15 protein-coding genes are annotated in these 20,273 nt (G+C 67.9%); 9 read left to right on the forward strand and 6 right to left on the reverse strand.

Annotation, left to right across the window (positions count from 1 at the left end):
- Positions 1-221: 221 nt before the first annotated feature.
- Together AC5P8U_RS05815 and AC5P8U_RS05820 are read left to right on the forward strand one after the other, a co-directional pair.
- Complete coding sequence (locus AC5P8U_RS05815) at positions 222-1,565, forward strand: dicarboxylate/amino acid:cation symporter (RefSeq protein WP_072167602.1); 1,344 nt, start codon at positions 222-224, stop codon at positions 1,563-1,565.
- A gap of 230 nt (positions 1,566-1,795) precedes the next feature.
- The gene (locus tag AC5P8U_RS05820) at positions 1,796-4,087 is read left to right on the forward strand and encodes an NADP-dependent malic enzyme (RefSeq protein ID WP_005419150.1); all 2,292 of its coding nucleotides are present in this window, start codon (positions 1,796-1,798) and stop codon (positions 4,085-4,087) included.
- A 392-nt stretch (positions 4,088-4,479) separates the two neighbouring features.
- On the opposite strand, the gene AC5P8U_RS05825 is transcribed toward AC5P8U_RS05820, so the two are convergent.
- Together AC5P8U_RS05825 and AC5P8U_RS05830 are read right to left on the reverse strand one after the other, a co-directional pair.
- On the reverse strand, positions 4,480-5,223 hold the full coding sequence (locus tag AC5P8U_RS05825; RefSeq protein WP_072167601.1) for a basic secretory protein-like protein: 744 nt from the start codon (positions 5,221-5,223) through the stop codon (positions 4,480-4,482).
- Positions 5,220-8,564, reverse strand: a complete 3,345-nt coding sequence (locus AC5P8U_RS05830) for a GH92 family glycosyl hydrolase (protein WP_188240622.1) — start codon at positions 8,562-8,564, stop codon at positions 5,220-5,222. The genes AC5P8U_RS05825 and AC5P8U_RS05830 overlap by 4 nt, the downstream gene beginning before the upstream one ends.
- A gap of 418 nt (positions 8,565-8,982) precedes the next feature.
- On the opposite strand from AC5P8U_RS05830, the gene AC5P8U_RS05835 reads away from it, so the two are divergent.
- From AC5P8U_RS05835 to AC5P8U_RS05850, 4 genes are all read left to right on the forward strand, one after another.
- Positions 8,983-9,180 carry a zinc-finger domain-containing protein gene (locus tag AC5P8U_RS05835; RefSeq protein WP_005410967.1) on the forward strand — a complete coding sequence of 66 codons (198 nt, stop codon included), beginning with the start codon at positions 8,983-8,985 and terminating at the stop codon, positions 9,178-9,180.
- A gap of 15 nt (positions 9,181-9,195) precedes the next feature.
- Positions 9,196-10,311: a glycosyltransferase gene (locus AC5P8U_RS05840; RefSeq protein WP_061479571.1), complete on the forward strand. Its 1,116-nt coding sequence runs from the start codon at positions 9,196-9,198 to the stop codon at positions 10,309-10,311.
- The gene (locus tag AC5P8U_RS05845; protein WP_439426365.1) at positions 10,292-11,623 is read left to right on the forward strand and encodes an O-antigen ligase family protein; all 1,332 of its coding nucleotides are present in this window, start codon (positions 10,292-10,294) and stop codon (positions 11,621-11,623) included. Before AC5P8U_RS05840 ends, AC5P8U_RS05845 begins: the two co-directional genes overlap by 20 nt.
- Before the next feature lie 150 nt (positions 11,624-11,773).
- Complete coding sequence (locus AC5P8U_RS05850; protein ID WP_072167598.1) at positions 11,774-12,223, forward strand: REP-associated tyrosine transposase; 450 nt, start codon at positions 11,774-11,776, stop codon at positions 12,221-12,223.
- A gap of 108 nt (positions 12,224-12,331) precedes the next feature.
- Here the strand turns inward: AC5P8U_RS05850 and AC5P8U_RS05855 are convergent, their stop codons facing one another.
- Positions 12,332-13,249: an LpxL/LpxP family Kdo(2)-lipid IV(A) lauroyl/palmitoleoyl acyltransferase gene (locus AC5P8U_RS05855; RefSeq protein WP_495213954.1), complete on the reverse strand. Its 918-nt coding sequence runs from the start codon at positions 13,247-13,249 to the stop codon at positions 12,332-12,334.
- Positions 13,250-13,309: 60 nt separating this feature from the next.
- Here AC5P8U_RS05855 and waaA point away from each other — a divergent pair, with 60 nt between their 5' ends.
- Together waaA and AC5P8U_RS05865 are read left to right on the forward strand one after the other, a co-directional pair.
- Positions 13,310-14,608, forward strand: a complete 1,299-nt coding sequence (waaA, locus tag AC5P8U_RS05860; RefSeq protein ID WP_065178339.1) for a lipid IV(A) 3-deoxy-D-manno-octulosonic acid transferase — start codon at positions 13,310-13,312, stop codon at positions 14,606-14,608.
- 271 nt (positions 14,609-14,879) lie between these two features.
- Positions 14,880-16,082 carry an amino acid transporter gene (locus tag AC5P8U_RS05865; protein WP_409349621.1) on the forward strand — a complete coding sequence of 401 codons (1,203 nt, stop codon included), beginning with the start codon at positions 14,880-14,882 and terminating at the stop codon, positions 16,080-16,082.
- A 102-nt stretch (positions 16,083-16,184) separates the two neighbouring features.
- On the opposite strand, the gene AC5P8U_RS05870 is transcribed toward AC5P8U_RS05865, so the two are convergent.
- From AC5P8U_RS05870 to AC5P8U_RS05880, 3 genes are all read right to left on the reverse strand, one after another.
- Positions 16,185-17,543 (reverse strand): TolC family outer membrane protein, encoded by a 1,359-nt coding sequence (locus tag AC5P8U_RS05870; RefSeq protein WP_005419128.1) that lies wholly within the window; start codon positions 17,541-17,543, stop codon positions 16,185-16,187.
- Positions 17,544-17,559: 16 nt separating this feature from the next.
- Positions 17,560-18,207 (reverse strand): protein-L-isoaspartate O-methyltransferase family protein, encoded by a 648-nt coding sequence (locus AC5P8U_RS05875; RefSeq protein ID WP_049416694.1) that lies wholly within the window; start codon positions 18,205-18,207, stop codon positions 17,560-17,562.
- Between the two features lie 135 nt (positions 18,208-18,342).
- Entirely contained in the window at positions 18,343-19,023 is a 681-nt protein-coding gene (locus tag AC5P8U_RS05880; RefSeq protein WP_072167595.1) for a TetR/AcrR family transcriptional regulator, read from the reverse strand.
- Positions 19,024-19,141: 118 nt separating this feature from the next.
- Between AC5P8U_RS05880 and AC5P8U_RS05885 the strand changes: the two genes are divergently transcribed.
- Positions 19,142-20,272, forward strand: a complete 1,131-nt coding sequence (locus AC5P8U_RS05885; protein ID WP_088497410.1) for an efflux RND transporter periplasmic adaptor subunit — start codon at positions 19,142-19,144, stop codon at positions 20,270-20,272.
- Position 20,273: the final 1 nt, after the last annotated feature.

Here is a 20,273-nt window from a genome sequence, read left to right on the forward strand (position 1 = left end):
TTTCCGGGCGGTGCGGCGCCAGTGTAGGCACCTGTGCCACCTGAACCGGGGGGCTAGTACCAATAGGTTATCTGCGCCGGCGTGCCTGGCGCGTACAAAGGCGTCCATTGGTCGCACCCCCTGTGCGTGCAGTACAGGGCCTGCGATCAGTTTCCACGGTAACGGCTCCCGTGCAGTCCCGGGGCCGTACGTGCCTGAAAACGCCCCTTCCGGAGTCCGCCATGCACATCCCGACCGCAGCACCGGTGCCTGCAAAGCCGTTGCCGATCTATCGCCAGCTGTACTTCCAGGTGATCGTGGCGATCGTCCTGGGTGCCATCCTCGGCCACTACGAACCGCTGGTCGGCGAGAAGATGAAGCCGCTCGGCGATGCCTTCATCAACCTGGTGAAGATGATCATCGCGCCGGTGATCTTCCTCACCATCGTCACCGGCATCGCCAGCATGACCCACCTGCGCACGGTGGGCCGGGTGTTCGCCAAGGCGATGGCGTACTTCCTGTTCTTCTCCACGCTGGCGCTGATTGTCGGCATGATTGTGGCGCACGTGGTGCAGCCCGGCGCGGGCATGAACATCAACCCGGCCGAGCTGGACCAGACCGCAGTGCACAGCTACGTCGAGAAGTCGCATGACCTGACCCTGGTCGGCTTCCTGATGGACATCATCCCGAAGACGCTGCTCAGCGCTTTTGTCGATGGCAACATCCTGCAGGTGCTGTTCGTGGCCGTGCTGTTCGGCATCGCGCTGGCGATGGTGGGCGAGAAGGGCAAGCCGGTGCTGAACTTCCTGGAGGCGCTGGTCGCCCCGGTGTTCAAGCTGGTGCACATCCTGATGAAGGCCGCCCCGATCGGTGCCTTCGGTGCGATCGCCTTCACCATCGGCAAGTACGGCGTCGGCTCGCTGATCAACCTGGCCTGGCTGGTGGGCTCGTTCTACCTCACTGCCTTCCTGTTCGTGGCGGTGATCCTCGGTGTGGTCTGCCGCCTGTGCGGGTTCTCGGTGTTCAAGCTGGCGCGCTACCTGAAGGCCGAACTGCTGCTGGTGCTCGGCACCTCCTCGTCGGAGTCGGCGCTGCCGTCGCTGATGGAGAAGATGGAACGCGCCGGCTGCAGCAAGTCGGTGGTGGGCCTGGTGGTCCCGACCGGCTACTCGTTCAACCTGGACGGCACCAACATCTACATGACCCTGGCGGCACTGTTCATCGCCCAGGCCACCAACACCGAACTGACCCTGGGCCACCAGATCGCCCTGCTGCTGGTCGCCATGCTCAGCTCCAAGGGCGCGGCCGGTGTCACCGGCGCCGGTTTCATCACCCTGGCCGCCACCCTGGCCGTGGTGCCGGAGGTACCGGTGGCTGGCATGGCGCTGATCCTGGGCGTGGACCGGTTCATGAGCGAATGCCGCTCGCTGACCAATTTCATCGGCAATGCGGTGGCCACCGTGGTGGTCTCGCGCTGGGAAGGCGCGCTGGACCGCAACCGCCTGCAGCTGGCGCTGGATGGCCGCGAGAGCGAACTGCCGCCGCCGGTCGATGCGCTGCCCGAGGCGCTGCCGGCCAAGGGCTGATCCAGGTGTGTGGTACCGCGGGGCCGATCACGTCAGTGGTACGGCCCCGCGGCGTTTCAGGGCGTCCCATGGCTGTCATGGGCAGCGCCGAAGCTGGTATCGCGGTACCGTCGCATACGGCACGGAATTGTGCGGTCGCAGCATGCTTGCGACAGGATTGCGACAGGTCCGGACGCTCCAACGGGGGTATCATCCCCTGTCCCTTCTGCCCATTCATGTAACCCACATCGATGTCCAACGAAGATTTCAAACAGGCCGCCCTCGATTACCACCGGATGTCCCCGCCGGGAAAGATCAAGGTTTCCGCTACCAAGCCCATGCTGACCCAGCGCGACCTGTCGCTGGCGTATTCGCCGGGCGTGGCGTACGCCTGTGAAGCGATCAAGGCCGACCCGCAGCAGGCCAGCGAGCTGACCGCCCGCGGCAACCTGGTGGCGGTGATCTCCAACGGCACCGCGGTGCTGGGCCTTGGCAACATCGGCGCGCTGGCCGGCAAGCCGGTGATGGAAGGCAAGGGCGTGCTGTTCCAGAAGTTCGCCGGCATCGATGTGTTCGACATCGAAGTGGATGAGACCGACCCGGACAAGCTGGTCGACATCATCGCCTCGCTGGAACCGACCTTTGGCGGCATCAACCTGGAGGACATCAAGGCGCCGGAATGCTTCGTGGTCGAGCGCAAGCTGCGCGAGCGCATGAAGATCCCGGTATTCCATGACGACCAGCACGGCACGGCGATCATCGTCGGCGCGGCCGTGCTCAACGCGATGGCGATCACCGGCAAGAAGATCGAGGAAGTGAAGCTGGCGACCACGGGCATGGGCGCGGCCGGCATTTCCTGCGTGAACATGCTGGTGCAGCTGGGCCTGAAGCCGGAGAACATCCTGGCCTTCGATCGCGAGGGCGTGATCCACACCGGTCGTACCGACCTGGACCCGGAAAAGCAGCGCTATGCGCGCGACACCGACAAGCGCACCCTGGCCGAGATCGTCGACGGCGCGGACATTTTCCTGGGCCTGTCGGCACCGGGCATCCTGACCGCCGACATGGTCAAGACCATGGCGCCGGATCCGGTGATCTTCGCGCTGGCCAACCCGACCCCGGAAATCATGCCGGAGGTGGCGCGCGCTGCGCGTCCGGACGCGATCATCGGCACCGGCCGTTCGGACTACCCGAACCAGGTCAACAACGTGCTGTGCTTCCCCTACCTGTTCCGTGGTGCGCTGGACGTGGGCGCCACCGCGATCAACGAGGAAATGAAGATCGCCTGCGTGCGCGCCATCGCTGCACTGGCACGCCGTGCAGCCACCGACATGGGCTCGGCCTACGGCGGCGAGACCCCGAGCTTCGGCCGTGAATACCTGATCCCGCGCCCGTTCGACCGCCGCCTGCTGGTGGAACTGTCGGCCGCCGTGGCCCAGGCCGCGATGGATTCGGGCGTGGCCTCGCGCCCGATCGAGGACATGGGCGCCTACCGCGACAAGCTGGCCCAGTTCGTCTACCGCACCAGCCTGATGATGAAGCCGGTGTACGACCGCGCGCGCAGCGACAAGCAGCGCGTGGTGTACGCCGAGGGCGAAGAGGAAGTGGTGCTGCAGGCAGTGCAGAACGTGGTCGATGACGGCCTGGCGCATCCGATCCTGATCGGTCGCCCGGAAGTGATCGAGTCGCGCATCGAGCGCCTCGGCCTGCGCCTGAAGATCGGCGAGAACGTTGAAGTCACCAACATCAACGACGACCCGCGCTTCAACGAATACTGGCAGTACTACCACGGCCTGACCGGCCGTCGTGGCGTGACCGTGGCCGCGGCGAAGAACCTGATGCGTTCGCGCCCGACCCTGATCGCAGCGGTGATGGTCGCCCGTGGCGAAGCCGATGCGATGCTGACCGGCATCGTCGGCCGCTTCCACAAGAAGCTGGGCTACGTGCGCAGCGTGCTGCCGCTGGAGCCGAAGGTCACCTCGACCTCGGCGATGACCGGCGTGATCAACCAGCAGGGCGTGTTCTTCTTCGTCGATACCCACGTGCAGGAAGACCCGACCGCCGAGCAGCTGTGCGAGGCGACCCTGCAGGCGGCCTATCGCATGAAGCTGTTCGGCATCGAGCCGAAGGTGGCGCTGCTGTCACACTCCAACTTCGGCAGCCATGATTCGAAGGATGCGCTGAAGATGCGCCAGGTGCGCGAGCTGCTGCTCAAGCGCAACCCGCGCCTGAACGTGGATGGCGAAATGCAGGGCGACACCGCATGGGATGAAGCGCTGCGCCAGAAGCTGCTGCCGGGCTCGACCCTGCAGGGCCGCGCCAACCTGTTCGTGCTGCCGAACCTGGAAGCGGCCAACATCGCCTACAACCTGGTGCGCGTGTTCACCGACGGCGTGGCGATCGGTCCGATCCTGATGGGCGTGAACAAGCCGGTGCACATCCTGACCACCAGCGCGACCTCGCGCCGGATCCTGAACATGACCGCCATTGCGGCGGTCGATGCGCAGATCAGGAAGCAGCTGGAAGCGGAAAAGAAGGCATAAGCCTTCTTTCCAGCGACAGCTGCGGAAACGCGCCCCACGTGGCGCGTTTTTGTTTCCGCGCAGCGGAAACGGGTAGTGCCGGCCGCTGGCCGGCAACCTCAATCATGTCCAGATACACGACGACAGCCGGCCAGCGGCCGGTTCTACCCCGGGCTGTGCCACACGCGCTACGCAACCCGGTCATTTCCCTGCAACGCCGCTGCGGCCCAATACGCCCACGCGGCCCGGCCGTGGGAAGGGACCGGACCGGCCTTCCCACCCTGGGCCCGACCAACTTCCCATCGGCGAGGGTGTCATGCGCAATCGAGTGACGCGGCGGTACTTCCAGCAGCTGTTCGCGCTGTACGCCGGTTTCGTGCAGTCGCGCTGAGGCGCCGGCGACAGCGTGGGCGTCAGCGCCGCTTGCCGCGGCGTGCAGGGGCCGGCGGCGGAGCGTCGGAACGCGGCTTGGCGTACTGCGCCCACAGCGCCGGCAGTGCCTTGCCGGTGTGCTTCTGCCACAGCGCCGGTGCATAGCGGCCGTCGCGCAGGGCCTTGTCCAGTGCCAGCACCAGGCCTGGATGTTCGGCGTCGGCCCATTTCAGGAACGCACCGGTGACACGGTAGCCGCTGTCGAAGTTCTGCCCCTTCTCGACCTTGCCCGGCAGTGCCCAGCCCGCGGCGGCATTGTCCATGCCGTAGCGGTCGCGTGCGTAGTCGGCGATGCCCTCCACCAGCCAACCCGGCACCCGTGCGTCGCCATAGCCCGGATAGCCCTGCACGATGTGCATGGCCTCATGGGTGACCAGGTCGATGTCGTTGGGGTGCTGCGCCAGCCAACCCGGGTTGATGGTGATCGTTGCGGCCTGGTCCTTGTCACCGACGAAGGCGATCCCGGTGTAGGCCGGGTCGATCACGATGCGCACCATCGACGGCGCGGCCGGGTGGAAGTCCGCACGTTCGCGCAGGTAGGCGAAGTAGAACGTATCGATCACCCGCTTGCGCTGCGGCGCGGCCAGGGCGCCACGGGCGTCCTGGTAGTTCAGCGTCACGCCGTCGCGGATCAGCTGCGCATCAAAGGCCTGGGTCTGGCCGAAGCTGGAGAAGGAAAGGGCAACAAGGGCCAGAGGCAGCAGACGGTAGCGCATGGGGCTCATTGTACGGCGCTGGGCGCCAACAGTTCGATCTCCGCCAGCGGCAGCCGGCCCGGTGCGGCCAGGCGCAGCCGATACTCGCTGTAACGACCGGGTTTGGCGATGTGGAACGGTCGGGTCTGGCGGGCAGACTCGAAGGCTTCGCCGCTGCGCTGGTCGAGCACGATCCAGCGGCCGTTGCCGCTGCGCGCTTCCAGCGTCCATTCGCCGCCCTGGATGCGGCCGTCACCGCTGGTGAGCGTGTACATGGTCGGCACGCCGTCGCCCAGGCCGGTCAGTGCGATGGTTGCGCCGCCGCCCAGGCCGACGGTCGTGGCGGCATCGTCGTCGACCAGCGCTGGCAGGGCGCGACCATCGGCCAGCGTCGCCTTGGCGCCACTGCCGAGCAGGTCGTGCAGCAGCTGCGGGCGCTGGCCCCGCGCGGTCAGCGAGCGCGGCACATCGTCCACGCCGCTGCCCCAGCGCGACGGCTGCGGCCCCATCACGAAGTCCAGCGTCGCGCCCTTGGCGATCAGCTCGTGCGGCACCCAGGTCTTCGTCCACGGCTTGCCATTGATCTTCAGCGACTGCACGTAGACGTTCTCGCGTGAGTTGTTGGCCGCGTTCACGGTCAGCACCGCACCGCCCTGCAGTTCCACCCTCGCATGTTCGAACGCCGGTGAACCGATCACGTACTCCGGGGCGCCCATGCGCAGCGGATACAAGCCCAGCGAAGCCAGCACGTACCACGCGGAGGTCTCGCCGTTGTCCTCGTCGCCCGGATAGCCCTGGCCGATCTCGCTGCCCACATACAGCCGCGACAGGATCTCGCGCACGTGCTGCTGGGTCTTCCACGGCTGCCCGGCGTACAGGTACATCCATGGGATGTGGTGCGCCGGCTGGTTGCTGTGCGCGTACATGCCCATGCGCACATCGCGCGCTTCGGTCATCTCGTGGATGGTGCCGCCGTAGGATCCGGCAAACGCGGGGTCGGCGGTTTCCGGGGTGGAGAAGAAGGCATCCAGCTTCGCTGCCAGCTTGTCACGGCCACCATAGAGCGCGGCGAGTCCTTCGCCATCGTGGGCGGCGGTGAAGGCGAAGGTCCAGCCATTGGATTCGGTGTAGTCGTGGCCCCACACGCGCGGGTCGTAGGCCCTGGCGTCCACGCGCCACTGGCCATCGGCCTTGCGGCCCTGGAAGAAGCCGGCGGCCGGATCGAACATCGTCGCGTAGCTGGCGGCGCGATGGCGGAAGTAGTCGGCCTCGGTGCTGTAGCGCTCGCGTGCCGCCGCCGTGGTCGCGCGCTTGGCCAGGGCCTCGGCCATGTTGGCGATGCCGAAGTCATTCAGTGCGCCTTCCATCGTCCACGACATGCCTTCGTGCACGTCCGCGCTGGCGTAGCCACGGAAGGTCGAACGGTCCATGCCCTTGCGGCCGACATGGCGGTCAGGGGGTACCACGGTCGCGTTCTTCAGCGCGGCGGCGTAGGCCTCGGCCGGATCGAAGCCGCCGATGCCCTTCAGCCACGCATCGGCGAAGGCCACGTCCGAACTGGTGCCGACCATCAGGTCGGCGTAGCCCGGCGACGACCAGCGTGCGATCCAGCCACCGGCACGGTACTGCTCGATGAAACCCTGCACCATCTGCCCGGCATCGTCGGGCGTGAACAGCGCATAGGCTGGCCAGGTGGTGCGGAAGGTGTCCCAGAAGCCGTTGTTGACGAACACCTTGCCGTCGCGCACGCCGGTGAAGCTGCGGTTCGCGCTGCCCTCGGTGTTGTCGTCGCTGGCGCTGGCCTGGTTGGCGTAGCGCCAGTCAGGCGCGGCCGCGCTGCCGGCATTCTCGTGGCCGGAGTTGGGATACAGGTACAGCCGGTACAGGCTGGAATACAAGGTGGTCTTCTGGTCGTCAGTGGCATTGCCGATGTCGAAGCGGGCCAGGCGCGCGTCCCATGCATCCTGCGCACGGCCGGCCACGCTTTCCAGCGTGTCGGCGGCGGCGATTTCCAGCGCCAGGTTGTGACGCGCCTGTTCCACCGAGATCAGCGAGGTGGCGATACGCATCGTCACCTGCCGGTCGCTGCCGGCATCGAACTTGATGTAACCGGTCGGGCGGCCGGTGTCGAGGCGGCCGCTGCTGCGCCACGGCTTGTCGAAGCTGGCCACCACGTACATGCGGCTGGCGCCGTTGGACAGGCCACTGCGCGTATCGGTGTAGCCGCTGAGGGTCTGCGTGGCCGTGTCCAGGGTCAGGCCACCACGCGCATCGACATTGTCGAACAGCAGGTTGGCGTCGCCGCCCTCGGGGAACTCGAAGCGGAACAGCGCGGCATGGTCGGTCGGTGCGATGGCAGCAGCGATGCCATTGTCGAAGCGCACGTCGTAGCGGTAGGGGCGCGCGCTTTCATGACGGCGGTCGAACGACAGCGCGCGCTTGCGGCGGTCGGCGTCCGGCACGCCACGGCTGGCCGAGGGCATCACCTGGAAGGTCTGGCGGTCGCCCATCCACGGGCTGGGCTGGTGGCTCAGTGCCAGTGCCTGCAGCTGCGGGCGGTTCTGCGCATCGTTCTGTTCGTTCCAGCGGTACAGCCAGTTCAGTGCGCCGGCGTCGGTCACCGGGGTCCAGAAGTTGAACCCGTGCGGCACCGCCGTGGCCGGGAAATTGTTGCCGCGCGAGAAGGTGCCGTTGGCCTGGGTGCCGCGGGTGGTCAGCACCCAGTCGGAGACGCGCTGCGGCCGCTGCCGCGGTTGGGCATCCAGGCGCACGTCATCAATCCAGCCAGAGACCGGCGCACCCTCGGCGCTGGCCACCTCCAGCTCGATCGCCACCACGCGGCGGCCCTTCAGCGTGGGCACGTCGCCCAGCCGCACCGCCTTGCGGGCCCACTGTTGCGGGTACAGCGTCTTCGATTCGCCCTGCGCGCGCGCGCCGATCGCCACGCCATGCTGGTCGCGTGCCGCACCGGCCGAAACGCGGCTGCCATCGTCCAGCAGCAGGTCCAGCGATACATAGGTCGAGGCGACGGTATCCTTGCCGACGATTTCCGGCAGCACCAGCCACGACAGCGTGGTATCGGCCTCGATGGGCAGGTCGGCCTTGAACAGTTCGCGCCGCGCGCTGCCGCCTTCGCTGCTGTAGCGCAGCGCATGCAGGCCGCTGTAGCCGGCATTGCGCTTGGCGGCGTAGGGCGCGGCCGGTCCATTGCCGATCGTGACCTGAAGCGCACCGGTGGCCTGCGCCGGGACAGGTTCGCCCGGTTCGAACGAGGTCTGCAGCCCCTGCGCCCGCGCCGGCATCGCAGTGGTCGCACAGGCCAGGGCCAGGGCGAGCGGAAGCAGGGCGCGGCGCGGATCGGACAGGGTCATGCAAGGGTCTCCCGGAAGGGCTGGCGGCGGGCGAACCCGCATCGGCGGACACCACGGACAGCATCGCTCCGCCCGCCAGGCTGGCAGTGGAAGAGGCGATGCCGGTCCGGTGGGGGCGGGCCATGCGATCGGGTTGGATTGGGTGGGTCGAGGTGCGACCTGGCCCGATCCTGCAACAGCCGCCGCGCGCTGGCAAGTGCCATTTAGTTCGATCCAAATGCGGGAAATATCGCTGGAGCCGATTCTGGCGAGCGAACCTGCCGGAACGACCGCGAAATCCCCGGAATCACCGCCGCCCGGCGTGCGGCGGGGAGATGCGAGGCATCGGCGGCGGCGTGCAAAGGCCCGTTGCGGGGCAATGTCGTTGCGGCCCAGATGCTAGAATCACAGGCCTCGCAACCCGTTCACCGAATCCGCCATGAGCCATACCGCCACCGCGCCCGCCAACGCCGAGAAGCGCTACACCGTGCACCGCAGCGATCTGCCGTTGAGCTGCCCGACCCCGGAAATGGCGCTGTGGAACTCGCATCCGCGCGTGTACCTGCCGATCGAGGACGAGCCCAACGGCGAAGCGCAGTGCCCGTACTGCGGGTCCGTGTTCGTGCTGGCCGACTAAACGGCGGCCCCTTCGATGCGCCGATTGACCGTGGTGCAGTTGCTGCCGGCGCTGCACTCCGGTGGTGTCGAGCGCTCGACCCTGGAAATCGCTGCGGCCCTGGTTGCCGCCGGCCATCGCGCGCTGGTGGTGTCTGCCGGCGGCCGCCTGGTGCAGCCGCTGCTGGACAGCGGTGCCGAGCACCTCACCCTGGATATCGGCCGCAAGTCGCTGCTGACCCTGCGCCATCTGCCGACCCTGCGCCGGCTGTTTGCCGAAGTTGGTGCGGACATCGTGCATGCCCGTTCGCGGCTGCCGGCCTGGTTGGGCCTGTACGCGATCCGCGCCATGCCCGCCGCACAGCGCCCGCATTGGGTGACCACCGTGCACGGGTTGAACTCACCCAGCCGCTACAGCGCGGTGATGACCAGTGGCGAACGCGTGATCTGCGTGTCCAACACCGTGCGTGCCTACGTGCAACGCCATTACCCGACGGTGCCGGAAGAAAAACTGCGGGTCGTACCGAGAGGTGTCGACGTCAACCAGTTCCCGCGCGTGGCGCGCGCCGACCGCCGCCCGCGGCTGGCCCTGGCGGCCGACTACCCTTGGCTGGCGCAGGTTGAGGGCCCGCTGCTGCTGCTGCCGGGGCGCGGCACCCGGCTGAAGGGCCACGCCCACGCGCTGCAGCTGCTGGCCGACGTGCGTGCCGCCGGCGTGCCTGCCCAGCTGTGGATGCTGGGCACCGACGAACCCGGGCGCGAGGCCTACGTGGCTGGCCTGCGCCGCCAGGCCGCGGCGCTGGGCGTGGCCGAGGCCGTACAGATCAGCACGCCTACCGTCCGCATCGCCCAGGCCTACGCCGCCAGCGATCTGGTGCTGCAGCTGTCGGACAAGCCGGAAGCCTTTGGCCGCACCGTGCTCGAGGCGCTGTCGGTCGGCCGCCCGGTGCTGGGCTGGGACCACGGTGGCGTCGGCGAACTGCTGCAGCAGCTGCAGCCCAGCGGTGCGGTGCCGCTGGGCGACGCGCACGCGCTGGGTGAACGTGCGCTGGCCCTGCTGGCGCAGCCGCCGTCCCTGCCGACCCGCATCCCGTTTACCCTGCAGGCCATGCAGCGCGACACCCTCCGCCTCTATGCCGATCTCGCCGGCTGACCCCGCTGCCATCGTGCGCGACGACCGTGCCGGGCGCTGGGCGCCCTGGTGGGTGCTGGCGTACGTGGCGATGTGGCCGCTGCCGGGCATTGCCGAAACCGTGCTGGGCCTTGGCGCGGTCTATGCTGCCGCGCGCATGGTGATGCGCCGGCTGCAGCGCCGCCCGCACCTGTTGAGCACGGCGGCGTGGGCGCTGACCTCGATCCTGTTCCTCGGCTACTGGCTGCCGCAGGCGATTTCGGCCATCGATGCGATCGACCCTTCGGCCTCGTGGACCAAGGCGGCCGCCGGACTGCGCTACCTGCCCTTCATGTGGCTGGTGGCGATCGCGGTGGCCACGCCGGAACGGCGGCGCTTGACCTTCGGTGGCCTGGCGCTGATCACCGGCGTGTGGACGCTGGACGCGCTGGTGCAGGCGCTGGCTGGCACCAGCCCGTGGTTCTGGTCGCTGGAACACCTGAAGCTGGCCGTGAGTGGCCACGCGTTGTGCCCGGCCGACGAAGCCGCACTGGCCGACCGCCTCAGTGGCGCGCTTGGGCCCTGCAATCTGAAATTCGGCCAGGTGCTGGCCAGCCTGTCACCGTTCCTGCTGCTGCCGATGGCGCGGCGTTTCGGCAATGCAGGGTGGCTGCTGGCCGCTGCAACACTGGGGTGCGTGCTGCTGCTGGCAGGTTCGCGCGCCTCGTGGATCACCTTTGTGCTGGTGCTGGCCTACAGCGGCGTGCGCCAGTTCGGCTGGAAGCGGCTGCTGCTGCTGGCCCTGGTGGCAGCGCTGGGTACGGCCGCACTGGCAGCGGGCGTGCCGCAGCTGCGCGAGCGTGTCGCGCGCACGGCGCAGGCATGGAACGAAGACGGGCAGGGCGTTGACGAGGCGCTTTCGGGGCGCGCGCGCATCTGGACCGCAGCGGTGTGCATGATCGAGGAGCATCCGGTCAACGGTGTCGGTGCGCGCGGCTTCCGCGATGCGTATCCGGCCTGCGTGTCAGATGAGGGCCCCGCCGTGTGGGGCAACCAACCGGCGTTGCACGCCCACCAGATCGTGCTGGAAATCCTTGCCGAGACCGGCGTTCTGGGCCTGCTGCTGTGGTTGGCGGCGGTGGCGCAGGCCTGGCGGGCCTGGCGCTATGCCCCGGCGGCTGCGCGTGATCGCGCCCGGCCGGCGATGCTGGCGCTGGCGGTCACGGTGTTCCCGCTCAATACGCACCTGGCGTTCTATTCCGCTTTCTGGGGTGGCCTGACGGTGCTGCTGGCAGCCCTGTTCGCCGGCAGCCTGCTGGCGCGGGACGCGGACGACACGCCGACGGTGCTCTGATCGTCCATCCACGCATGGCGCGGCTCTACTGCATGTACCGAACGGAGCGTGCTTTGGTAGATCCACGCCATGCGTGGATGGAGCATTCCCGACGCGAATACCGGTCAACCACCACTACCGGTGTTTCCATGCGTATCGCACGCTGGAGGCATGGCCAGCCCCAGACTTCGCTACGGTCGGTATTCCCGATCCGGCAACGTGTACTCATTGACCACAGCAACCCTCGGCCGCGAACCGTTGTTCGCCGATGCGGCAAACGTTGCGATCCTTATCGACACACTGCGCTTCGTAGAGCGCAAGGGCTTCAGCCATAGCCTCGCCTGGGTGGTCATGCCCGACCATCTGCACTGGCTGATGGAGCTGCGCGGAGGAACCCTGGCCGAGTGTATGGCCCTGCTCAAATCACGCAGCAGCCGTCTGTTGAACCGGCGATTGGAGCGACAAGGGCCGCTGTGGCAGCGCGGTTACCACGATCACGCCGTACGCAGCGATGAATCCCTTCATGAGAAGGCGATGTACATCATGGCCAATCCGGTCCGTGCGGGCCTGGCCAGCACGTTGGGTGAGTACCCGCACGCATGGTGCCGTTGGCCGTTGTAGGTGCCGCCATCCGGATGTAGAGCATCCACGCATGGCGTGGATCTACTTCAGAATGCTCCGCGTCATCAAATCCACGCCATGCGTGGATGAAACCCTCCCGCCGCACCGCTATTTGTAGAAATCACTCCGGCCGCCGGGCTGGCGCTTGAAGCGGCGGTGGATCCACAGGTACTGGTCGGGAGCCTCTCGCACCATCGCTTCGATGGCCTGGTTGACCCGGGTGGTATCGGCTTCCACATCCTCGCTGGGGAAGTTCTCCAGCGGCGCGCCGATCTTCAGGAAGTACTTTCCGCCTTCGCGCCGGTGGAAGTACGGAATCACCGCACAGCCGGTCATGCGCGCCAGCTGATGGGTGGCGGTGATGGTCGAAGCGGTGTGGCCGAAGAACGGCACGAATACCGTGTCCTTGCCTCGCATGTCCTGGTCTGGCGCGTACCAGAGGAAACCGCCCTTCTTCAGGTGGCGCACGGTCGCGCGGATGTCCTCGTTGGCGAACATCGCCTTGGCATAGCGCAGGCGGCCGAACTTGACCGCCCACTCGTACACCGGGTTCTTGTGCTTGCGGTACATGCCGGAAAGATCGACGTAGTCGCACAGCAGGCGGCCGCACATCTCCAGGGTCATGAAGTGGCCGGAGACCAGCAGGACGCCGCGGCCTTCGGCCTGCATCTGCCGCAGGTGTTCCAGGCCTTCGACCCGTACCTGCGGGCGGATGCTGTCGATGCTGCCCCACCAGGCGCGGATGCACTCGAACACGCCGACGCCCAGCGCATCGAAACTGTCGCGCACCAGGCGCTGCCGCCACGCTTCGTCGTTCTCGGGGAAGCACAGCTGCAGGTTGACCTCGGCGGCGCGGCGGCGGCTGCCGAGCAGGCGCCAGGTGATCCAGCCGACGCCCCGGCCCAGCGCGCGCTGCAGCATCCACGGCAGGCGGGCGATGGCGAAGGCGCCGAACATGGCGGCGAACATCGGCCAGTTGCGCGGATCGCGCAGCGACGGGCGGACGGCGGTGGAGGCATCTGACATGGGGCCATTCTACCAAGGCGGCCGCGTGTCTTTCCCGGGGGGCTCCCGTATCCTTGCCGCATGCGTAAAGACCCTGTCGAATGGATCCTGCGCGGCCTGTACTCGGTCGTGCTCTATATCCTGCTGCCGATCACCGTGTACCACCTGGTCTGGCGCGGTTTCCGGGTCCGTGAGTACTTCCGGCGCTGGGACGAACGCTACGCCTCCTATCCGCAGCCGACCGGCCAGCCACGGGTGTGGCTGCACGCGGTCTCGGTGGGCGAGGTCAATGCCGCCGCGCCGCTGGTCAATGCCCTGCGCCAGCAGCGCCCGGACATCCGCTGGGTCATCACCACCATCACTCCGACCGGCTCCGAGCGCGTGCGTGCGCTCTGGGGCGACGCGCTGGACCATGTCTACCTGCCGTACGACGTGCCGGGCAGCGTCAACCGCTTCCTCGGCCATTTCCAGCCCAGCCTGGCGCTGATCCTGGAAACCGAGTTGTGGCCGAACATGCTGTTCGGCTGCCGTGACCGTGGTGTTCCGGTCTACATCCTCAATGCCCGCTTGTCGGCGCGTTCGCTGCGCGGCTACCGGCTGCTGGCCGCATTGATCCGCCGCGCCCTGCGCACCGTCACCTGCGTGGCCGCGCAGTCGCAGGACGATGCCGAGCGCTTCGTGCAGCTGGGGGCGGAGCCCGGCCAGGTGCAGGCACTGGGCAACCTGAAGTTCGACATCACCACGCCGGACGTGCAGGGCTTCGTCGAACAGTTCCATGCACGGGTGCCGGGCGCGCGCCCGGTATGGATCGCCGCCAGTACCCATGACGGCGAAGAGCAGGCGGTGATCGACCTGCACCGCCGCCTGCGCCAGCAGCATCCGGATCTGCTGCTGCTGTGGGCACCGCGCCATCCCGAACGTTTCCCCAAGGTGGAAGCGCTGGCGCGCGAACAGGGCTGGAGCGTGGCGACCCGCCGCGTGGACCAGTGGCCGCACGCCGCCACAGACGTGTTCGTCATCGATACCCTCGGCGAGCTGATGCCGTTCTACGCCTGCGCCCAGGTCGCCTTCGTCGGCGGCAGCCTGCAGGCCATCGGTGGCCACAACCTGCTGGAGCCCGCTGCGATGGGAACCGCGGCGGTGACCGGCCCGCACCTGCACAACTTCGCGGAAATCTCCCGGCGCATGCGCGAGGCCGGTGCGCTGCTGATCGGCGAAGATGCGCAGGCGGTGGGCGACCTGCTGCAGCATCTGCTTGAAGATGCGCAGGCCCGCGAAGACATGGCGCGTGCGGGCTGCACGTTGGTCAGCAATGGCCGTGGCGCGCTGCAGCGCACGCTTGCGCTGGTCGCACCGCACCTGCCACCGCCACGCGAGTGATCCCGGCGTTGCGGCGTCGGCGGCGCTGCGCTGCGTTGTCGTGATCAACTTCATCAATTCTGCTTAGCGACGATTTTTCTGTCGTTGCTGGACCGACCCTGCCGATGGCAGCGTGCCTGCCATCACATCGTGGCGCACGCAGCACCGATTCCGATTCCGCAGGACGACGCAGGCTGCCAGCCTGCTGTCGACCGCGCTTGGGCGGATATCAAGGGAACTTGCGATGGACGGCGACAGGGGCAGGGACGGCACCGGTGGGGCGCGCTTGGGGATGGACCACCTGGCTGTGGTGGCACTGACGCTGCTGGTGGGCGGCAGCGTGATCGCGCTGGTGGGCCAGCACACGGCGGCACAGGCGGGCCCCGCCATCGTACTGAGCCTGTTGCTGGCCGCACTGGGGGCTGGCCTGGTGCTGTGCTGCCTGCAGGATCTGGTGCTGCGACTGCCGGCGGCCGATGGCCTGTACGGGCTGCTGGCCGCCAGCTGGGGGCCACGGGTGGCCGTCGTTCTGGGCACGATCCTGTTGCTTGAGCTGACGGCGACCACGGCGGGCGCGGCACAGTCCATGGCCCGCCATGTACATGCGGTGCTGGCTACCGGAGGCCTCCATGCCAACGACTGGCTGCCCGTGCAGATAGCGGCGGCCGTGGGCCTGCTGACGTTGAGCGCGCTCGCGTTGCTGCCGCCGCGGGGTGTGGCCCTGGCGGCCTGTGCGCTGCTGACGGTGAAGATCGGTGTGGGGGTGTTGCTGCTGGCGCTGGCGGCACGTCACGTGCACTACGGGCATTGGATTCCCTGGCTGCCTCCGGCGACCGCGCCGTATCGCTTCGGGCTGGGGGGCGTGCTGGCGGCTGCGGTGCCGCTGCTGGGCATATTTGCCAGCGTGGGCCTGGCACTGGGCTTTCCTGCGCTGCGCCGCCAGGGCGCGATGTGGCAGCCGGCGGTGCTGGCGCTGGTCTCGTTGCTGGCGATGCTGCTGCTGATCGTGCTGGCAGCATTGCAGGCCGGGCTGGTCGAGTTTTCCGCGCTCGCCAGTACCCGGCCACTGGCGGTGGCGCTGCAGGTGCACCCCGAGCTGCAGTGGATGCTGCCATTGTTGCCCCTGGCCGGGGCAGCGGGCCTGGCCGCCCTGCAGTTGGTGCTGCTGATGCTGGCCGTCCGGTTGGCCACATCGTTGTGGCTCCGCGCAGCTGACGCGGCGGGACGATCCCGCACGCGCCTGAGCGCAATGGTGGTTGCGCTGCCGGCGGTGATGCTGGTGTTGTGGCTGCCGCAGGGCACCTTGCCGGCGCTGCCGGGTCCGGCAACGCTGGCGGTGATGGCGGCGCTGTGCCTGGCGGTGCTGCGGCGGCGTCGGGATGACACCCGGCAAGGCGCAGCCGGCTGCGGGCTGATGATGTCGATGCTGGCCCCTTTGGCAGCCGCGCTGTGCGTGCTTGCGGCGTTGGAACGCCTGCGCGCGTGGCCGGGCTGACGGTTCGTGGGGCCACGCCGGGGGGGGGGGGCGCGTGTGTGGATGCAGCACCTGCAAAAAAGCCACCCTCGCGGGTGGCTTTTTCGTTGCAGGGGCGGCGACTCAGTGCGTGGTCGTGGCCGGGTTGCCCGCGTCCTGGGTCAGCAGCCGATTGACGTCCTGCAGTTCGGCCACGTCCAGCGCACCCAGCGACTGGCTCAGCAGCAGGCGGTTCTGCAGGAAGGTGTAGCGGGCCTGGGCATAGTCCAGCTGCGCCGAGAACAGGATGCGCTGGTTCTGGATCACATCCAGCACGGTACGGGTACCGACTTCCAGGCCCACCTGCGAGGCGTCGTACGCGCTCTGCGCCGAAACCACCGCCAGGCGGCGGGCTTCCACTTCGCTGATGCCCTGCACCAGGGTCTGGTAGGCATTGCGGGTATTGCGATCCAGGGCACGCTTCTGCTGCTCGTAGCCGTCCTGGGCGATGTCACGCTGCGCCAGCGCCTGGCGCACGCCGGACTGGGTGGCACCACCGGAGAAGATCGGCACGCTCAGGGTCAGGCCGATGCTGTTGGTGCGCGCATCCGGCGACAGCGAGCCGGCACCGGTGCTGTCGCCCCAGGTGGCGCTCTTGCCCCAGCTGCCGCCCAGCGACAGGGTCGGGTAATGACCACCACGGGCAGCCTGCACGCCGGCTTCGGCGGCACTGACCTTCAGCTCCTGAGCCTTCAGCGCCGGATTCTGGGTGGTGGCCTGCTGCACCAGCTCGTCGATGTTGCCGCGGTTGGCCGGCACTTCCGGGCGGAAGTCCGCCGGCAGGCCACGCAGGTTGGTCACCGGCTGGCCGGTCAGTTCGGTCAGGGCCTGGTAGTTATCGGCCAGGGTGTTCTGCGCGATGATGGTGTTGGCGCGCGCCTGGTCGTACTGGGCGCGTGCTTCGTGCACGTCGGTGATCGGCGCCAGGCCCACTTCCAGGCGCTTGTCGGCGAAGTCGAACTGCTTCTTCGCGGCCGCTTCATTGGTCTGTGCGGCGTTCAGCGATTCGATCGCCACCAGCACATTGAAGTAGGCCGCCGAGGTGCGCACGATCAGGTTGTCGTTGGCCGATTCGAGGGTGAAGTCCGCCGCCTTGCTCAGCTCACGCTGCGAGCGCAGGTTGTTGATCTGGGTCCAGTTGAACAGCGTCTGGCTGCCGTCGATCGTGTAGGTGCGGCGCTTGTTGGTGAACGAGCCGGAATTGGCGTCGGCGTTCGGCTCGCTGCGCGTGCGGTTCAGCGCGGCCTGGCCGTTGATCTGCGGCAGCAGGGCGGCACGCGCCTGCACGGCGCCTTCCTTGTCGTACAGCCGGGTCGATTCGGCGGCCGACAGCTGCGGATCGCCGTTGCGGGCCATTTCGTAGACCTGCAGCAGGTCGGCGGCATGGGCGGACAACGGCAGCAGGGCAGTGGCCAGCGCAACAGCGAGGGATCGGCGGATCATTGCGGCTTCCTTGGACTCAGAGGTGGAACTGGGGGGCCGGGGCGGCACCACGCAGGTAATCGATATCGGTCTCGAACAGGGACTCGGAGCTGCCGTCGGCCTTGACCAGCAGGGCCTCCATCGCCGGCGAGCGGCCGTGGATCACGAACAGACGGCCACCCGGACGCAGCCACGAGGCGAACTGTGACGGCACCACGTCGACCGCACCAGTGACACAGATCACGTCAAAGCGGCGTTCGGTCTGCCAGGACAGGGCATCGGCCACTTCCACGCGGACGTTGCTGCCCAGGCCGGAGGCGTCCAGGCGGGCACGCGCAGCGGCGGCCAGCTCCGGGTCGATTTCCAGGCTCAGCACATCGCGCGCCAGCGCGCCGATGCAGGCCGACAGGAAGCCGCTGCCCGTGCCGATTTCCAGTACTTCGTCACCCGGCTGCAGGTCCAGTGCCTGCAGGGTACGGCCCTCGATGACCGGCTTCATCATCTTCTGGCCGTGGCCGATCGGCAGTTCGACATCGGCGTAGGCCAGTGCCCGGTGCGCGTCGGCGACAAAGGCCTCGCGCGGCAGGCGGGCCAGGACGTCGAGCACCTTGATGTCCAGCACGTCCCAGGGACGGATCTGCTGTTCCACCATCAGTTCGCGGGCGTGGGCGTAATCAATCGTCATGAGGTTCAAATCCAGCGCAGTGGGCCGGCCATTTTACCGGTGCCGGAGGCCGGCGGCGCGCCCAGAGCATCAGCTGCCGGGGGCCGGGGTCGCAGTGCCGGAAGTCATCGCGACCTCCGGTTCGTTCAGTTTTGGTTATTCAGCCGTTCCGGCCCCTCGCGGCGCGTAGGCGCGCAGGAAGAAGTCGATGCTGGCGGTCACGTGGGCAACAGGGTCGCATTCCACGGGCGACAGTGGCATGCCGCACATCATATGCATGTGCACTTCGCCCTTGACCAGGGTCAGGAACTGCTCGCCGGCCAGAGCACAGTCGGTGATCTCCAGTTCGCCGCGTTCGGCGCGGGCGCGCAGGAAATCGGCCAGCGCCTCGCAGGTACGCTCGGGGCCGGCTTTCCAGAACAGCGCGCGCAGGCGTTCGTCGGTCTCCGGCGCCATCATCATGCGCTGGATCGAGATCGCCGCGTCGGAGGTGATCAGCTCGAAGAAGGCCAGGCCGATACCGATCAGCTGGTCGCGCAGCGGGCCGTCCGCGTCGGCTACGAACAACGCGTCGGGCAGCATTTCAACGCACTTTGACTGCACCGCCTCGGAGAACAGCGTCTCCTTGTCGCCAAAGTGGCTGTACACAGTCAGCTTCGAGACGCCGGCCTGAGCGGCGATGGTGTCCATGCTCACGCCGGTATACCCCTGTTCGATGAACAGTGCCTTGGCTGCTTCAAGGATCGCCGCGCGCTTGCCGAGGTCCTTGGGGCGCCCGGGTCCGGCGGCCTTGGCAGCGGGCTTGGCCGACGGCTTGCGGGAAGTGGGAGAACTCATCGCAACAATACTAGACCAAGCGGTTCGATATTTATACTATACCGGCCGGTTTATTAAATTGGGCCGGCAGTCGCGGCTCCCTCCTTAGTTGCAACCCTGCGTTTCAGGACGTTGACCGATGAAGATCGTGCGCTGGATGGGCGGTATGGTGTGGATGGCTGCGCTGGCAGCCTGTTCGGGGCAGGAACAGGCGCCACCGGCGGCCGTGCCGGTGCTGGTGGTTCACCCCGGCGAGCAGGCCGGGCAGGCGCCGGCGGCGTTCCCGGGCACGGTGCGTGCCCGGCAGGAAAGCCCGCTGTCGTTCCGCGTTGGCGGCAACCTAGTCAAGCGCCACGTCGATGCCGGGCAACGGGTGAAGAAGGGCGACGTGCTGGCCGAGCTGGACGTGGCCGACTTCGCGCTGCAGGCCCGTGCCTCGCAGGCGCAGCTGGCGGCAGCCGAAGCCGATCTGGTGCGTGCCCGCGATGACCTCAAGCGTTACCAGGTGCTGGCCGACCAGCAGCTGGTCAGCCGCTCGCAGCTGGACCAGCAGTCCGCCGCGTTCAAGGCCGCGCAGGGCCAGGCCAACGCCGCCCGCGCCAACCTCGATGTGTTGCGCAACCAGGCCGGCTACGCACAGCTGCGCGCGCCAGCCGACGGTGTGATCGCCAGCCGCGAGGCCGAGGCCGGGCAGGTGGTGTCCGCCGGGCAGACCATCTTCAACCTGGCTGCCGACGGTGGCCGCGAAGTGCTGATCGACCTGCCCGAGGCCACCATCCGCGACTATGCGGTGGGCCAGCCGGTCGAGGTGGAGTTGTGGAACCGCCCCGGCCAGCGCCTGCCGGGCACGATCCGGGAGATTGCCGCCGCTGCCGATCCGCAGGCTCGCACCTATGCGACCCGGGTCAGCCTGCCGGCCGATGCGCTGGCCGACGTCGAACTGGGCCAGAGTGCCCGCGTCTACAGCAGCGCCGGTCGCCACGGCACCCTGCAGCTGCCGCTCGGCGCGCTGCAGCGCGGTGTCAACGGTGCCGCCAGCGTATGGGTGGTCGATCCAGCCAACAGCACGCTGAGGGCCGCAACGGTTACCACCGGTGTGTTTGGCAGCGAGACGGTACCGGTACTGTCGGGCGTGAGCGGGGGGGACTGGGTAGTTGCTGCGGGTGGCCACCTGCTGCGGGCCGGTCAGCCGGTGATCGCCGTGGACCGGCAGAACCGTCCCGTGCTGAAGCCGGCTACGCCGGCCGCTGCCGCCAAGGCCAGGGAGTAAG

Source organism: Stenotrophomonas sp. YJH_SMC_81, assembly GCF_059370875.1.